The 14,721-nt window shown below is 59.7% G+C and carries 13 protein-coding genes and 1 tRNA gene; 6 read left to right on the top strand and 8 right to left on the bottom strand.

Annotated features, from left to right (window positions below; all coding sequences use genetic code 11):
• Positions 1 to 118 precede the first annotated feature (118 nt).
• The gene (gene dusB / locus PQU92_RS00820; RefSeq protein WP_272746320.1) at positions 119 to 1,105 is read right to left on the bottom strand and encodes a tRNA dihydrouridine synthase DusB; all 987 of its coding nucleotides are present in this window, start codon (positions 1,103 to 1,105) and stop codon (positions 119 to 121) included.
• 63 nt (positions 1,106 to 1,168) lie between these two features.
• Here dusB and PQU92_RS00815 point away from each other — a divergent pair, with 63 nt between their 5' ends.
• Positions 1,169 to 2,326, top strand: coding sequence for a bifunctional 2-C-methyl-D-erythritol 4-phosphate cytidylyltransferase/2-C-methyl-D-erythritol 2,4-cyclodiphosphate synthase (locus PQU92_RS00815; RefSeq protein WP_272746319.1), 1,158 nt, complete (start codon positions 1,169 to 1,171; stop codon positions 2,324 to 2,326).
• A 283-nt stretch (positions 2,327 to 2,609) separates the two neighbouring features.
• On the opposite strand, the gene PQU92_RS00810 is transcribed toward PQU92_RS00815, so the two are convergent.
• Genes PQU92_RS00810 through PQU92_RS00790 form a run of 5 tightly spaced genes read right to left on the bottom strand, consistent with a single transcriptional unit; the run spans position 2,610 to position 6,707 of the window.
• Positions 2,610 to 3,422 carry an MBL fold metallo-hydrolase gene (locus PQU92_RS00810; protein WP_272746318.1) on the bottom strand — a complete coding sequence of 271 codons (813 nt, stop codon included), beginning with the start codon at positions 3,420 to 3,422 and terminating at the stop codon, positions 2,610 to 2,612.
• 58 nt (positions 3,423 to 3,480) lie between these two features.
• The gene (locus tag PQU92_RS00805) at positions 3,481 to 4,260 is read right to left on the bottom strand and encodes a TatD family hydrolase (protein WP_272746317.1); all 780 of its coding nucleotides are present in this window, start codon (positions 4,258 to 4,260) and stop codon (positions 3,481 to 3,483) included.
• A gap of 22 nt (positions 4,261 to 4,282) precedes the next feature.
• Positions 4,283 to 5,290, bottom strand: coding sequence for a DNA polymerase III subunit delta' (locus PQU92_RS00800; protein ID WP_272746316.1), 1,008 nt, complete (start codon positions 5,288 to 5,290; stop codon positions 4,283 to 4,285).
• A 2-nt stretch (positions 5,291 to 5,292) separates the two neighbouring features.
• On the bottom strand, positions 5,293 to 5,931 hold the full coding sequence (gene tmk / locus PQU92_RS00795) for a dTMP kinase (RefSeq protein ID WP_272746315.1): 639 nt from the start codon (positions 5,929 to 5,931) through the stop codon (positions 5,293 to 5,295).
• Positions 5,932 to 5,975: 44 nt separating this feature from the next.
• Entirely contained in the window at positions 5,976 to 6,707 is a 732-nt protein-coding gene (locus PQU92_RS00790) for an SPOR domain-containing protein (RefSeq protein ID WP_272746314.1), read from the bottom strand.
• Between the two features lie 245 nt (positions 6,708 to 6,952).
• Between PQU92_RS00790 and PQU92_RS00785 the strand changes: the two genes are divergently transcribed.
• From PQU92_RS00785 to PQU92_RS00775, 3 genes are all read left to right on the top strand, one after another.
• Positions 6,953 to 7,042, top strand: a tRNA-Ser gene (locus PQU92_RS00785).
• A gap of 182 nt (positions 7,043 to 7,224) precedes the next feature.
• Positions 7,225 to 8,301, top strand: a complete 1,077-nt coding sequence (locus tag PQU92_RS00780; RefSeq protein ID WP_272746313.1) for a hypothetical protein — start codon at positions 7,225 to 7,227, stop codon at positions 8,299 to 8,301.
• Positions 8,302 to 8,474: 173 nt separating this feature from the next.
• Positions 8,475 to 8,693 (top strand): hypothetical protein, encoded by a 219-nt coding sequence (locus tag PQU92_RS00775; RefSeq protein WP_272746312.1) that lies wholly within the window; start codon positions 8,475 to 8,477, stop codon positions 8,691 to 8,693.
• 60 nt (positions 8,694 to 8,753) lie between these two features.
• Here the strand turns inward: PQU92_RS00775 and PQU92_RS00770 are convergent, their stop codons facing one another.
• Positions 8,754 to 9,413: a hypothetical protein gene (locus PQU92_RS00770; RefSeq protein ID WP_272746311.1), complete on the bottom strand. Its 660-nt coding sequence runs from the start codon at positions 9,411 to 9,413 to the stop codon at positions 8,754 to 8,756.
• An 88-nt stretch (positions 9,414 to 9,501) separates the two neighbouring features.
• Between PQU92_RS00770 and PQU92_RS00765 the strand changes: the two genes are divergently transcribed.
• Together PQU92_RS00765 and PQU92_RS00760 are read left to right on the top strand one after the other, a co-directional pair.
• Entirely contained in the window at positions 9,502 to 9,756 is a 255-nt protein-coding gene (locus tag PQU92_RS00765) for a sulfurtransferase TusA family protein (RefSeq protein WP_272746310.1), read from the top strand.
• Positions 9,757 to 9,877: 121 nt separating this feature from the next.
• A complete protein-coding gene (locus tag PQU92_RS00760; RefSeq protein ID WP_272746309.1) occupies positions 9,878 to 11,203 on the top strand; it encodes a diguanylate cyclase domain-containing protein in 1,326 nt (441 codons plus the stop codon).
• A gap of 9 nt (positions 11,204 to 11,212) precedes the next feature.
• Here the strand turns inward: PQU92_RS00760 and mfd are convergent, their stop codons facing one another.
• On the bottom strand, positions 11,213 to 14,719 hold the full coding sequence (mfd, locus tag PQU92_RS00755) for a transcription-repair coupling factor (RefSeq protein ID WP_272746308.1): 3,507 nt from the start codon (positions 14,717 to 14,719) through the stop codon (positions 11,213 to 11,215).
• Positions 14,720 to 14,721 lie beyond the last annotated feature (2 nt).

Here is a 14,721-nt window from a genome sequence, read left to right as displayed (position 1 = left end):
CCCACTTCCTTCAACGGCCCGAAGCCGCGTGACATTTGCGCACTACTGTGTCCAAATATCAACGCCAACGTTGCATGAAAGCGGCAAATTTTAGCAATTTTAGCCAAATATTCAGATTTCAGGCCATCAGGCCGCGCAGTTCACGCTCAATGATATCTACCTGCTCCAGCCGGCACAACCGGGCCTTGTCCTGACGACGGACAGCCGGATCGGGATGGTAGTCTGCGGCTTCGATATACCAGCCCAGATGCTTCTTGAACATCTTGAGCCCCAGCACCGGACCGTAAAAACTCAGACTGTCGTACATCTGCTCAAGGACGATATCCAGGCGCTCGGCATGGGTCGGCGACGCGATCTCGACTCCGTTGAGCGCCGCCTCCAGCTGCGCCGCCAGCCATGGACGGCCGTAGACGCCGCGCCCGATCATCAGGCCGTCGGCGCCCGATTGCGCCAGCGCGTCACGTGCGCGGACCCCATCGGTGATATCGCCATTGACGATCACCGGGATCGATACCGCCGCCTTGACCGTCTTCACGAACGCCCAGTCGGCGTCGCCCTTGTAAAACTGCTGACGCGTGCGGCCATGCACCGTCACGGCCTGAATGCCCGTATCCTCGGCACGGCGGGCCAGTTCGGCGGCATTGCGGCAGGTGTCGTCCCATCCCATCCGCATCTTGACCGTGACCGGGCGCTTCGTGGCCTTGACCGCTGCTTCCATCAGACGCACCGCCTTGTCGGGTTCACGCATGAGGGCCGACCCGCACAGGCCCCCGGTGACCTCCTTGGCCGGGCAGCCGAAGTTCAGGTCGACAATATCGGCACCCGCCGCTTCGGCTAAAGCCGCGCCCCGGGCGATGAAATCTTCGTCACGCCCAATCAGTTGCACGATCTTGAGACCGGCATGATCGCCCAGCTGCGCCTTGCGCACCACGTCGGGCCGTCCGCGTTCAAGCTCAGCGCAGGCCACCATTTCCGTCGCGGCATAGACCGCGCCCAGTTTCGAGGCCATCTTGCGGAACGGCAAGTCGGACACACCGGTCATCGGGGCGATGAGCGCCCGCCCGCCGATATCTGTATCCCCGATTTTCAAGCCTTTACGAACCATGCGGGCGAAATACCCCTGAAAAGGCCTTTGCGCAATGGTCACGACCCGGCTATGGGTGCCAATATGACATTCAGGGCGATCATCGTCGCCGGCGGCTCAGGCCAGAGATCCGGCGGCAAGAAACAGTGGATGCCGCTGGGCGGCAAGCCGGTCCTGCGCTGGTCCGCCGAGGCCTTTGCCGCGGCCGGGGCAGAAGACATCGTCATCGTCGTCCCGCCGGAGGACCACGCGCAGGCCCTGCGGATGGTGGAAGGCCTGAGCGGTGTCCACGTGACCTTCGGCGGCGGAACGCGGGCGCACTCCGTGCAGAACGGTCTGGCGGCGGTGCAGGCCACCGCCGACGCACAGGACATCGTGATGATCCACGATGCGGCGCGCCCCCTCCTGACCCCGGCGCTTATCGCGGCCCTGCTCGACCGCTTGCGGACCGCCCCGGCGGCCATTCTGGCCCTGCCGGTGACGGATTCGCTTAAAAAGGCCGATGGCGCGCTTATCACGGCGGCCCCGCCGCGCCAGAATCTGTGGCGCGCCCAGACCCCTCAGGCGTTTCGATTTGGCGATATTACCGCCGCCTATGCCGTCTGGCCGTCGGATGAGGAAGCCACCGACGATGCCATGGTCGCCGGACGGGCCGGAATCGCGGTCGAGATCGTCGAAGGTGCTGCGCAACTTCAGAAACTGACCTATCCCGAAGATTTCAAAGTGCTGGAGGCTTTTATGACGTCGTCCCCCGCCCCGACTCAGATGCGCATCGGTCAGGGCTTCGACGCTCACCGGTGGGGGCCCGGCGAAAGCGTCTGGCTGTGCGGGGTCGAAATCGTCCACGACCAGACGCTTATCGGTCATTCGGACGCCGATGCGGGGCTGCACGCCCTGACCGATGCCCTGCTGGGAGCCGCAGGGCTCGGCGATATCGGGGATCATTTCCCGCCGACCGATCCGCAATGGAAAGGCGCACCATCGGACATGTTCCTGAAACATGCCTGCGACCTGATCCGCGCCAAAGGTGGCGACATCGTCAATCTCGACGTCACGCTGATCTGCGAGCGGCCGAAGATCAAGCCCCATCGCGAGGCCATGCGGGTGCGGCTGGCCGAGATCACCGGCACGCGACTCGATCAGGTCAGCGTCAAGGCGACCACGACGGAAAAGATGGGCTTTACGGGCCGGGAAGAAGGTCTGGCCGCTCAGGCCGTGTGTCTTATTACCTTGCCGCTATAGATCACGCCGCGTTGCAACATTTTTCAAAATGTCAAAAAAAAAACGTTATTTTACAGCATAAATTAACTTTATACCGGCGTTACATGTGTCTTTTTTATCAAGATTCTCACTTTTGCACCGCGTAGCAGCAAATTGTCACGTGACAGATGGTTTCGGTTGTGATTTTGTGAACGGGTTCGGGGTGGCCTGTTCATTAAAGTGTATTTTAAGACTACTTTAAAAATTTTATTTAAGCCTTGCTTCGCGTAACCACCCCGAACAGGCTACCTCACAGGACTACACCCTACAGGGCGATTTCAATCGACATCTGGTCGTAGGCCGCCTCAACGCCTTCGGGCAGTTGCGCCGTCAGTTCCTCAAAATCCATATCCTGATGCAGATTGGTCAGGATGGTGCGTTCCGGACGTACCCGCGCCGCCCATTCCAGCGCCAGCGCGAGATGCGCATGGGTCGGGTGCGGCTGATACCTCAGGGCATCGACAATCCATACCTTGACGCCTTCGAGGCGGGCAAAGCTATCCTCGGGCATGCCGCTGATATCACTCGAATAGGCGATATCCCCCAGCCGGTACCCTACCGAACGGATCGGCCCGTGTTCCTGATCGAAGGCCAGGACCTCGACCGCGCCTCCGGCGCCCGAAAGCCGCCACACCTCGCCGAAATCGGGCACGTGACGGGGCTCACAGATCGGCGGATACCCCATCTTGCCCGTAAAGACATAACCGAACCGCGATGTCAGACTGTCGTAGGTCGCCGCGTCCATATAGCCGGGTACCTGCATCCTGTTTAACAGAGCGAAGGCGCGCATGTCGTCGATCCCGTGGGTCTGATCGGCATGATCATGCGTCCACAGGACGGCATCGAGGTGCTGGATGCCCGTCTGCATGATCTGGGTGCGGAAATCGGGCGAGGTGTCGATGACGATATTGGTCGTTTGCGCTGGATCGCGCGAATCGAAAGCCTGAAACAGGGCCGAACAGCGGCTGCGCCGGTTTTTCGGGTTGGCCGGGTCGCACCGGCCCCAGTAGCCGTCAGCGCGGGGCACCCCCGTCGAACAGCCCGAGCCCAGAATCGTCGCCTTGAGGACCTTGGTCATGCGCGGGGCACCCCCGTCGAACAGCCCGAGCCTAGAATCGTCGCCTTGAGGACCTTGGTCATGCGCGGGGTATCCTGTCGAACAGGGCGTAGAAAGCGTCGGTCGTGCGGGCGATCGTATCGTCGCGCGTCCAGCCGCGAATCTCCGCCAGCTTGTCATAGACATGGGTCACATAAGCGGGCTCGTTGCGCCGTCCGCGCATGGGGATAGGCGCCAGATAGGGGCAGTCCGTTTCGACGATGATGCGGTCGGCAGGCATGTCCCGGATGATATCGCGAACGTCCTGCGCCGCCTTGAAGGTAGCTATGCCGGACACAGAAAAATAGGCCCCGATACCGGCGGCCCGGCGCGCCAGTTCCGCGCCCGAGGTGTAGCAATGCAACAGGAAGACGAAGGGCCCCTTGGTGTGCTCGTCCTGCAGGATATCCCACATTACCTCGTCGGCTTCCCGCGTATGAACGACCAGAGGCAGGCCGCTGTCGCGCGCCGCGTGGATATGGGTGCGGAAGACCGAGGCCTGAACATCGCGCGGGCTGAAATCGTAGTGGAAATCCAGACCGCATTCGCCGATCCCCACGACCCGCGGCCGTTCGGCAAGGGTGAGCAGATCCGCCACGCTCAGGTCCGGGTTTTCACGCGCTTCATGCGGATGCGTGCCGACGGTCGCCCAGATATCGGCATGGTCCGCCGCCAGCGCATAGACGGCCTCGAAATTCGATACGCGGTCGCAAATATTGACCATCAGCCCCACCCCGGCTTCGCGGGCACGCGTGATCACCGCCTGACGGTCGTCGTCATATTGCGGCGCATGGAGGTTGACATGGCTGTCGATAAGCAAAACGGAAACCTCAGAAAATGGTTTAATAAATAGACTTTATATCTTTGACTATAGACCAGAAATACTCACCCCTATCGAGGTTTATGCCTTCCGTTTCCGGCAGAACGGCATTCAGGCGCGTCCACAGCTCCGACCACATCCGGCCGCGCGCCGGAACGTCGGCACTGAGCGCCTGTTCGCGCACGCGCTCGCTCAGAGCGGTGATGAACTGAGTGAATTTTTTCGGCCCGTCGACCTTGCTGTTATTGGTCTTGAACAGGGTCATCAGCGGCAGAAGCTCAAAGCGCGAAGGCGGCGCCTTTGAGAGCAGTTTTGCCGCCAGCTCATCCATTTCAAGCGCGCCGTCTTCCCACAGACGCAGCGCCCGACCGGGCGAGCCCTTGGCCATGACGACCAGACGTTCCAGCGTTTCTTCGGGCAGTTCCGTCCGGCTTTCGACGAAGCGATGCACCATGGCGTCGTCCCACGGCGAGAAACCCAGACGACGGCAACGCGAGCGGATCGTGGCCAGAAGCTTGCCCGGCGAATGCGAAATCAGGAAGAGGATTCCCCGCTCAGGCGGTTCTTCAAGAATTTTCAATAAGGCATTGGCCGAGTTGATATTCAGGTCATCGACGGCATCGACGATACAGACGCGGTAAGCCGAACGCGAAGGCGCTTTCGAGAAGAACTCACCGACCTCGCGTACGGCGTCGACCGTAATGTTCTTGCGCGTCTTGCCGTCCTTTTCCTCGCGTTCCAGCACAAGCAGATCGGGATGCGACTGCGCGACGATCAGGCGGGCGTCGGCATCGTCCGGCGACATGCCCAGAAGACCGAAGCCGCGATCCCTGTCGCGTCCCATCAGATAGCGCGCGGCCCGATAGGCGAAGGTCGCCTTGCCCACGCCTTCCGGGCCGCACAGCAGCCACGCGTGATGCAACCGCCCGCGCGACAGGGCGTCGATCAAGGCGTGCTCTTGCGGTTCGCCATTGATCAGGTCGAACACGGCGCGGGGATGCGATACGCGATGGTCTTCGTCCTCCGCCATGCTCAGGCCCCCTTCAGGGCGGGAAATGCCGCCGATACGGTGGCCCAGATGTCCTGCGTCAGGACCTCGATCGGCCGATCGGCGTCTATAACTCTGTAACGTCGCGGATCGGTGGCCGCGCGGTTGAGGAAGCCCTGTCTCAGGCGTTCATGAAAGGCCAGCCCCTTCGATTCGAAGCGGTTTTCATCGCCGCCGCGCGCCACGGTGCGGGCCAGTCCGGCTTCGACCGGCATGTCCATGACGAGGGTCAGATCGGGTTGCGTCCCGCCGACGACCGCCTGATCGAGCTGTTCGATGAAATCGCCTGTGACGCCGCCGCCCGCCCCCTGATAGGCGCGCGTCGAATCGGCAAAACGGTCGCAAATGACCCAGGCACCACGGGCCAGAGCCGGGCGAATGACCTGCTCCAGATGGTTGGCCCGCGCCGCATACATCATCAGGGTTTCGGACATCGGCGACCAGCGTCCGGCATCGCCGTTGACCAGAAGGTCGCGCAGGGCCTCGGCGCCGCCGGAGCCCCCCGGTTCGCGTGTCTGCACGACCTCCAGCCCCTGTTCGCGCAAACGGGCGACCAGAGCCTTGACCTGAGTCGACTTACCCGCCCCCTCGCCGCCTTCGAATGTGATGAATCGACCGCTCATGACTGGGATAGATCGGCAATTCCCGGCCGCAACACAAGCGCAATCTAATCGACCCGCGTCAAAATCGCGTCAAAATATCCCGCCGCCAGCACTTCCTGCCGGCGCAGTTCCGCCCGTTGCGCGCCCTTGAACGGCCCCAGATAGACGACGTAGAGCCCGCGCGAGCGGTCCATGCGGGCGCTCAAAGCCTCCTTTACGCGCTCGGCATTGTCTTTTTCGGAAAACGCGCCGACCTGAACGCGGTACTGACGATCTTCGTCATCGGATCTGGTGGGCGCTTCGGCATAGATGGTCTTGGCGGCGGTCTCTGCCGGGCCGATGAATTTCAGCTTCACCCGCGCGGTCCCCGTCTCATAGACGCCCAGCGCCTTGGCCGCGCCCTTGGACAGGTCGATGAGCCGGTTATCGACGAACGGCCCGCGATCGTTGAGGCGCAAGCGGATCGTCCGCCCGTTGTCGAGATTGGTCACCTCGACGACGGATGGCAAAGGCCATGTCTTGTGAGCGGCGGAAATGGCATTGGGGTCGAAGCGCTCACCATTGGCGGTCATGTTGCCCGATTCCGCGCCGTACCAGCTGGCCACCCCGGTCAGGCTGTCGCCCTTGTCGGGAATATAGGGCTTATAGGTCTCACCGCGCACCTTGTAAGGCCGCAGGTTCGCGCTCTTGTACTGGGCGTCTGCGGCAACCTTAGGGTCGGCAACACCGCTGTTGAATTTGGGACGCGGCCCGGCGCACGCCGCCAGCAAGGCAAAGCCGGAAATCATAACCAGCATGGTGGCCCGTTGTAAAATCCGGTTTCTGTTTACGGCGGTATATCTGACGGCGGCGGACATGAATGCGTCCCTGAATGACGGCCTTAACAAGGTCTTTGACCAACAGCCTAAACGGAATTTGAAAATTCCTGGTTAAGGCCCCATCTTTTAAAACCCTGTCGTTCCAGCCCGCTTTTGCAGTCACTTATCCACCATGCCTCTTGGCAAAGATATCAGCACAAGTTAAGAACGCCCTCCACTCAGACGGACAGATGGCCGAGTGGTTTAAGGCAGCGGTCTTGAAAACCGCCGTAGGTGGAAGCCTACCGTGAGTTCGAATCTCACTCTGTCCGCCATTTCCTTATATATTTAATTATTTATAAGCGTTCCGCCCGAAAGGGCGTGATGCAAATTTTGCCATATCGTTTTGACAAGTCTAACAAATAGGTAGCAATGGCCGTCGGCGTGAATCTGGCAAGGCTTGTGTTTATTTCTGCACACGTTAAAAATGAACATTGCTAAGTAATAAGGTGCCTTTATGGAAGACTCTGCGAATAAATCAAAATTCAGCGCCGGCTTCCACAAGTACGTCACAAGCGGAAAGATTTTACGAGATCAGCCAAAAATCGATATGACTACGCTGGCATCAGTCTCGCTAGAAATGATGTTCAACAGCACCGTTTTGGCAGTTGGAACTGGGTTCTTCTGGCGGGTAGCTGGTGGCATCTCCCTCGTTACTGCATGGCATAACCTGTCTGGAATGCACCATACAAAGCGAGTTTATATGCGTAGAGATGGTGGTTTCCCTAATTTCATCAAGATAAAATACACTTCAAAAGTACCACAAATATTCCAAGAGCAGACTATTCCTCTTTATTTTGATGACGAAATGTCTCAACCGAGATGGTTCGTTCACCCAACTTGCGGTAATTTTTTTGACGTTGCTGCATTACTGTTGATCTTTAATGACCACGACGTAGTATGCGTGAATGACTTATGTGAAAACACTACAGAACACATATTGCCAGGTTCAGATGTGTTTGCGATTGGATTTCCACAAGGCATTAGCAGTTTGGGCGTTATTCCAGTCTGGAAGCGAGGGTCGCTTGCGACCGAGATTGACTTGCCAACTGACGCGCACCCAAAGTTCCTTATAGATTTGGCAGGTCGAGGCGGGCTATCTGGAGCACCCGTCTATCGAATACAGCGGGGCGTGGTCATCGATCAAATTAATGGGAACAGGCAATTTGGCTTAGGAAATAAAACTGAGTTTCTCGGATTATACTCTGGTCGTGCAGCGGACCAATTGCCACCGGAAACGCGGACAGGTGAAAGCTCTGATTTGGGCTTTGTATGGAGGTCTGAAATTATTGCCGAGGTAGTGGCCAGCACTGAGATCGATGAAAAACCGGAGATAGGGAAAGGTGAGCTTACCGTTACACCTATTTGGGAAAATATGAGTGCTGATGCGATGAAAGCAGTCAAGCAGAATGCCACTTATAGCTTTGGCAGAGAAGTGGCTGGTCATGTTGCCGCTGGCATATATGGACAAGGCGAGTTAGCGACTATGAATTTTTCGGACATTAAGGACCGCCTTGAAAAGGATAAAATGTAACGGCCCCGTCACTATGCAACACCGGCGCCAACTTCACGACTGCTGCCGCCCCGTGGCGCTTACAGCAAACTGACGTAAAGCAGCTCCTGTTAGTAAGGCACAGCCTTGGGCAGAGAGGAGAGTGTCCCTTACCCTCTTTTTACCGTCCGCCCCAAAGCGTGAGCCCCTTTTTAATGGGCGACCTGATATCGTGGGCGCAGCTTGAAAGAGAGGTCGCTGTCATGGTCGATGCGCAAAGCACTCTGTCTGACCGAATGCACGAAGCCGAACGGTTGAGCCACAAATATGTCGCGTCCGGACTGACGCCTGCCGGTTGGGCGGTAACCGCTCTGGCCTGTGCCGCGACGACGGTGGCTATAACCGCGCTGTACCGGCGCGTTGCCGCATCTTGATTGTGATCAACGCCAAAGACAATTCAGGTTTTTTGGAATTTATACGCAACGAAGACAGACTTACTTCGTTCGGAACGGCGATTTGACCGGCGCTTTATCGGACGGTGCGCCGGGCTTTCCGGCGGCATCCTCGCTCCCATAACGCTCCGCCGCCCCTCCCACCCCCGGCAGGGCCACGGTTTGATAGTCGGGTGGGATGCTGAACCATTTGGCGTCCTGCGCACCGGTCGTCAGGCTGCTGACCTGAAACAGCGCTGCGTTGCGCCCTTTTTGCGTCATTTGCAGGATAAGCCCGGCCGCATTGACGCAGATGACGCCCGATTGGTTCAGATATCCGCTGAATTCGATAAGTCGGCACGGCTGTCCCGCCAGAAGCGACGCGCCCATCGGTTTCAACACGGCGCCCCGCGCTTCCATACTGGCCATATCAATGGGCAGGGGCAGCAGGGCCGCTCCCCGGTCCGCGGGAAACACCAGCGCCAGGCGCCGCCCGTTGGTGACGATGAGATTGACCAGAATGCCGCGCTCCTGATCGACGATATAGGTCTGCTGCACCCCGGCGGCATTGAGATCGATACGCGTCTTGTCGCCTGACCGGCGCAGCTCGATCGGCGCCTCAAATCCGGCCAGTCGAATCTTGGCATAAAGGTCCGGTACGGTTTGAGCCTTTGCCGCACAGGCCGCCCCTATCAACAGGCATCCGAATATCAGCGCGCGCATATAAAATCCTTGCATGGCTTGAAATTGCCGGGATTCGACGGCAGGAACCAAGGCGTAAAACGCAATCAAAGCCTTTTCGAGACCGCACGTGACCGTAGATCCCCGCCTTTTTACCATCGATGCGCGTGGCCACAAATGCCCTGTGCCGACATTGCGCTTGAAAAAAGCTCTCAGCGAGCGCGGGGAAGAAGGTTTTATTCTGCTGGCTGACGACCCTATGGCGCAGATCGATGTTCCGCATTTTTGCAATCAAAACAATTATATTCTTAGATCATCTGAATCTATAGATGAATACAAGCGGTTCGAGATATGGCGACCTCACGCCGACGCTGCCAAACCTTAGCGGCGCGTTTACCAATCAAAAACGAGAATCATCTATAGGTCTTTTCCACCATCGGTCTTAAGATCACTGCCGACTAAATTGCCGATCCCAACAGTATCCTGCATCCCGAGGAGCGTAAAATTTGACGATTCAGGCGCGTCTGCTTCTGCTGGCCAAGGATCAGCAATGGCCTGAACGCCTGGGTGCGGAATTGGATCGTCTGGGCTGGCGCACGATTACGGCCTATCGTGACGATGCCGCCCTGGCCTGTATCGGCGACCTTCAGATCGAAGCCGTTCTGGTCGACAGCGCCCATCCCGCCTGCTCGCCGGTTCTGGTCGACAAGCTGCGCGCCGCCTGCGCCCCCCGCCGTCTCCCCATCATTCAGGTGACCGATAATACGACCTATGCCGTGCCCGAAGGCTGGGACATGGTTTATAGCCGCGACGCCCATGCCCAGCAGGTCGTGCTGGGGCTGGAACATATGGTTCGCGCCAATGTTGCCGAAGAAGAATACGAGTTGCGACGGGAAACCCTGAGCGCGCTCAATATCCCGGTGCCGGCGATCGACAATACGGCACCTTTGGCCATACTTTCGGTAGGACAGGCCGACCCGGACTTTCTCGGCCTTAGCCATACCCTGCGTACCGAAGGCGCCGACGTCTATGCGGCCTTCACCAGCTATTCCGCGTTCGACTACCTCCACGACAAGACCTTCGACGCCGTCGTGCTTTGGGGACGGGAATCGATTTCCGAGCCTCTGTCGATTGCGTCCGGCATGCGGCGCAATACCCGCCTCTATCATACGCCGGTCTTCCTGCGTCTGCAAAAGCCGATCGAGCTTGATCTGGGTGACGCCTATCTGCGCGGCGTGAACGACGTGTCCGCCGTGGGCGCGTCGGAGCATGAGATTGCCGACCGGGTGCTGCGTCTGGCGCGGGCGCATCGGCGTCAAACCAATATCCGCAAGGCTCTGGAGGCCCTGAACCATAGTCCGCACATGGACAAGGGGACGGGCCTTTTTACCCGGGATCTGTTCGCGGCGCATCTGGCGCGCCTGTCGAAAGCCGCCTCCGAGCGTAACCGCCCCCTGAGCGTCTGCTTGTTAAAAATTTCCGAAAGTCCGGAAATTACTCAGGCCCGGGCGCGCAAGGCTCTGGATCGCGCCATGCCGCAGATCGGATCGATGATTTCCCGCCTTGTGCGCGCCGAAGATACCGCCGGCCGCCTGTCGACCGAAGTCTTCGCTCTGGCCCTGCCCGCCACACCCGAAGGTGCCGCGCGCATCGTCGGTGAGCGGATCAGCGCCGTGATCGGGTGTACCGCTTTCGAAGCCGGTACCGGCAAGTCGCCATTCGTCGTCGAATTCGACATCGGCGTGGCGGAAATGCTGGAAAACGAACCGGTCTCGGCGGCCCTGACACGCGCCGCCGGCCAGATTCGCCCCAGCTATGGCCAGGCGGTCTAAAAGGGCGGTTTAACCCGCCGCAATTCCCGCCAGCTGCGCCATGATCTTTTCCGCCGCCGCCAGACGACCCGCCGCTTCCGGCCACTCGCCCCGCACCAGCAATTTTTGATCCGGACGCAGTTTCCAGTCATTCGGACGCGCCTGAATGAGCCCGATCAGGCCCATAGGATTGCTGAAGCTATCATTGCGGAAGGTAATGACCGCCCCCTTCGGCCCGACATCGATCTTGGCCACATTGGCTTCGCGGCACAGTCCCTTGATACCGACGACTTTCAAAAGCTGCTCGGCCTCTTCGGGGATAGGTCCGAACCGGTCGATCAGTTCGGCCGCCAGCGCTTCGCGGTCTTCGCGCTTTTCAGCTTCCGAGACCCGGCGATACAACGACAGACGCGTGTTCAGGTCCGGAATATAGTCCTCCGGAATCATGATCGCCGCACCGGCATTGATCTGCGGCGACCAGCTACGATCGTCGACGACCTGATCGGTGCGGCTGCGCAATTCCGCCACGGCGTCTTCCAGCATCTGCTGATACAGTTCGACACCGATCTCGCGGATATGGCCCGATTGCTCGTTGCCGAGCAGATTGCCGCCGCCACGTATATCGAGGTCGTGGCTGGCCAGTTGAAAGCCTGCGCCGAGATTATCCAGTGATTGCAATACCTTCAGGCGTTTTTCTGAGGCTTCGCTTAAGATGTGGTGCGGCTGCGTCGTCAGATAGGCGAAGGCCCGCGTCTTGGAGCGACCCACGCGCCCTCGGATCTGATACAACTGTGACAGACCGAACATGTCGGCGCGATGCACGATAAGCGTATTGGCGGTCGGCACGTCCAGGCCCGACTCGACGATGGTCGTCGCCAGCAGGACATCGTACTGACCGTCATAGAAGGCCGTCATGACCTCTTCAAGCTGGGTGGGCGTCATCTGGCCGTGGCCGACGATGAACCTGATCTCCGGCACCTGCTCGCGCAGAAAACGCTCCAGATCGGGCAAGTCTTTCAGGCGCGGCACGACGTAATAGGCCTGGCCGCCGCGGTATTTTTCCCGCAGGAGCGCCTCGCGGATGCTGACGCCGTCGAACGGCAGGACATAGGTTCGCACCGCCAGACGATCGACCGGCGGCGTCGCGATGATCGACATTTCACGGATGCCCGACAGGGCCATTTGCAGAGTGCGCGGGATGGGCGTTGCCGACAGGGTCAGCATATGGACATCAGCACGGAAGCTTTTCAGCTTTTCCTTGTGCTTGACGCCAAAATGCTGCTCTTCATCAACGATTACAAGACCTAAATCCTTAAAGCTAATCTGATCTGAGAGAAGTGCGTGGGTGCCGATCACCACCTCGACCTCGCCGTTTTTCAGGCCCTCACGCGTTTCATCCGCGTCCTTTTTTGTCACCATGCGTGACAGGTGGCGCACCCGGATCGGCCAGCCCTGAAAGCGCTGGGACACGGTCTTGAAGTGCTGCCGCGCCAGCAGCGTGGTGGGACAGATGATAGCGACCTGCTGCCCCGACATGGCCACGACAAAGGCGGCCCTCAGCGCGACCTCGGTCTTGCCGAAACCAACATCGCCACAGATCAACCGGTCCATGGGCTGCCCTTTGGCGAGGTCTTCGAGGACGTCATGGATAGCATTGAGCTGGTCCTCGGTCTCCTCGTATGGAAACTGGGCGCAGAATTCGTCGTACAGGCCCGAGGGTGGATCGATCTGTTGTCCGACCTTGAGCGCCCGCGCTGCCGCCAGCTGGATCAGGCCGTCGGCCATTTCCCGCAGCTTTTCCTTGGCCTTGGATTTGCGCGCCTGCCAGCTTGCCGAGCCGAGCTTGTCCAGTTGCGCGCTCTCGCTGTCGGCGCCATAGCGCGTGAGGAGGTCGATATTCTCGACCGGCAGATACAGCTTGGCCTCGGCGGCGTATTGCAGCTCCAGACAGTCGTGCGGCGCGTCGTTGACGCTGAGAGTTTTTAATCCGTCATACCGACCGATTCCGTGTTCGATATGGACGACCAGATCGCCCACGGACAGAGACGAAGCTTCGGCCAGAAAATTGTTGGCTCTCCGACGCTTGCGCGGACGTGCTAATCTGTCGCCTAAGATGTCGGTTTCAGAGATGACGACCAGACTTTCGGTCTCGAACCCCTGATCGAGCGGCAATACGGCGCGCTGGATCGGCTTCGCTTTCGTGCCGGCCACGCCGAAGCCTATGGCGTCGGCATAGTCCTTCGCCAGCCGCGTCTTGTCGAGCCCGTGGTCGGAAAGCATGGCCCCCAGACGGTCGGAGGAGCCTTCGGTCCACGACGCGAACAGGACGCGCTTGCCGGCTTTCGACTTCGCGCGGGCATGGTCGGCCACAGCGGTAAACAGATTGACGCTGTCCTGAAGACGCTCGGCCGCGAAGCTGCGTCCCGGATGCGCGCCGAGATCGATATGACCGGCATCGTCGCGCTGAAACGGCTCGAACTGACGGACGCGTCCCCGCGCCAGTCCCTCGCGCCACTGATCGTCCTTAAGGTACAGCCGTTCCGGCGGCAGCGCGCGGTAACCGCTGTCCAGCTTGACCGCCCCCTTGGCCATGACCCGGGCGTCGTTAGAGCCTTTGCGCGACTCGTAGGCGTCGGCGATGGTCGCCTGACGCTCTTCGAACGCCGCCTGCGACAGGGCATCGAGGAGGATCAGTGTCCCTTCGGGCAGATAGTCGAAGACGCTGTCCAGATGTTCATAAAACAGTGGCAACAGGGTTTCCACGCCCTGACGGCGGATACCCGCGGACACGGCGGCATAGAGGGGATCGTCGCCGGGCGCGCCGAAATTTTCCAGATAACCCTGACGGAACCGGCTGATGCTTGTCTCGTCCAGCAGGATTTCGCTGACGGCCATGAAATCGATCCGGGGTACCTGCCTGAGCGACCGCTGGGTCTCCGGATCGAAACTGCGGATCGATTCCAGCGTATCGCCGAAGAAATCGAGGCGTACCGGTTCGGTCTGACTGGGCGAAAATACGTCGATGATACCGCCCCGCACGGCAAATTCACCCCGTTCCGACACCGTCGACACGCGGTTATAGCCATTGCGGGTGAAATAGGCTTCCAGATCGGGCGTATCGATGCTCTGCCCCGGTCGCAGCGATAACCAGCTATCCTTCATCGCCGCGCGTGGCGGGACCTTCTGACTGAGCGCCGAAGCCGTGGTCAGGATCAATACGGGGGCGTCAGGCTTTGTCCCCGACAGAGCCTGCAGGCGCGTGAGACCGTGCATGCGCTGGGCGATCAGCCCTGCGGTCGGGCTGACGCGGTCGTAGGGCAGGCAATCCCAGGCGGGAAAGCGGATGAGGTCGAGCGTCGGCGCGTAAAAGGCCAGCTCCTCCGCGATCGCGTTCATCCGGGCATAGTCGCGCGCCACGAACATCGCCAGGCCTTGCGACCGCGTGAGATCCGCCGCGATCAGGCTATCGTATCCCGGCGGGCACCCCGTCAGAGACACCTGCCGAGCGGCGGCCGTTATGTGAGCTAGATCGACCATCT

The organism is Asticcacaulis aquaticus, assembly GCF_028550415.1.
GTDB classification, from domain to species: Bacteria; Pseudomonadota; Alphaproteobacteria; order Caulobacterales; family Caulobacteraceae; genus Asticcacaulis; species Asticcacaulis aquaticus.
Note: the sequence above shows the minus strand (reverse complement) of the source record. Positions and strands in the feature narration are given on the sequence as shown.

What these genes read in the sequence shown, in the direction of transcription:
- dusB (WP_272746320.1), bottom strand. Translation starts at nt 1,105, where the DNA reads ATGGTTCGTAAAGGCTTGAAAATCGGGGATACAGATATCGGCGGGCGG.
- PQU92_RS00815 (WP_272746319.1), top strand. Translation starts at nt 1,169, where the DNA reads ATGACATTCAGGGCGATCATCGTCGCCGGCGGCTCAGGCCAGAGATCC.
- PQU92_RS00810 (WP_272746318.1), bottom strand. Translation starts at nt 3,422, where the DNA reads ATGACCAAGGTCCTCAAGGCGACGATTCTGGGCTCGGGCTGTTCGACG.
- PQU92_RS00800 (WP_272746316.1), bottom strand. Translation starts at nt 5,290, where the DNA reads ATGGCGGAGGACGAAGACCATCGCGTATCGCATCCCCGCGCCGTGTTC.
- tmk (WP_272746315.1), bottom strand. Translation starts at nt 5,931, where the DNA reads ATGAGCGGTCGATTCATCACATTCGAAGGCGGCGAGGGGGCGGGTAAG.
- PQU92_RS00790 (WP_272746314.1), bottom strand. Translation starts at nt 6,707, where the DNA reads ATGCTGGTTATGATTTCCGGCTTTGCCTTGCTGGCGGCGTGCGCCGGG.
- PQU92_RS00780 (WP_272746313.1), top strand. Translation starts at nt 7,225, where the DNA reads ATGGAAGACTCTGCGAATAAATCAAAATTCAGCGCCGGCTTCCACAAG.
- PQU92_RS00775 (WP_272746312.1), top strand. Translation starts at nt 8,475, where the DNA reads ATGGGCGACCTGATATCGTGGGCGCAGCTTGAAAGAGAGGTCGCTGTC.
- PQU92_RS00770 (WP_272746311.1), bottom strand. Translation starts at nt 9,413, where the DNA reads ATGCGCGCGCTGATATTCGGATGCCTGTTGATAGGGGCGGCCTGTGCG.
- mfd (WP_272746308.1), bottom strand. Translation starts at nt 14,719, where the DNA reads ATGGTCGATCTAGCTCACATAACGGCCGCCGCTCGGCAGGTGTCTCTG.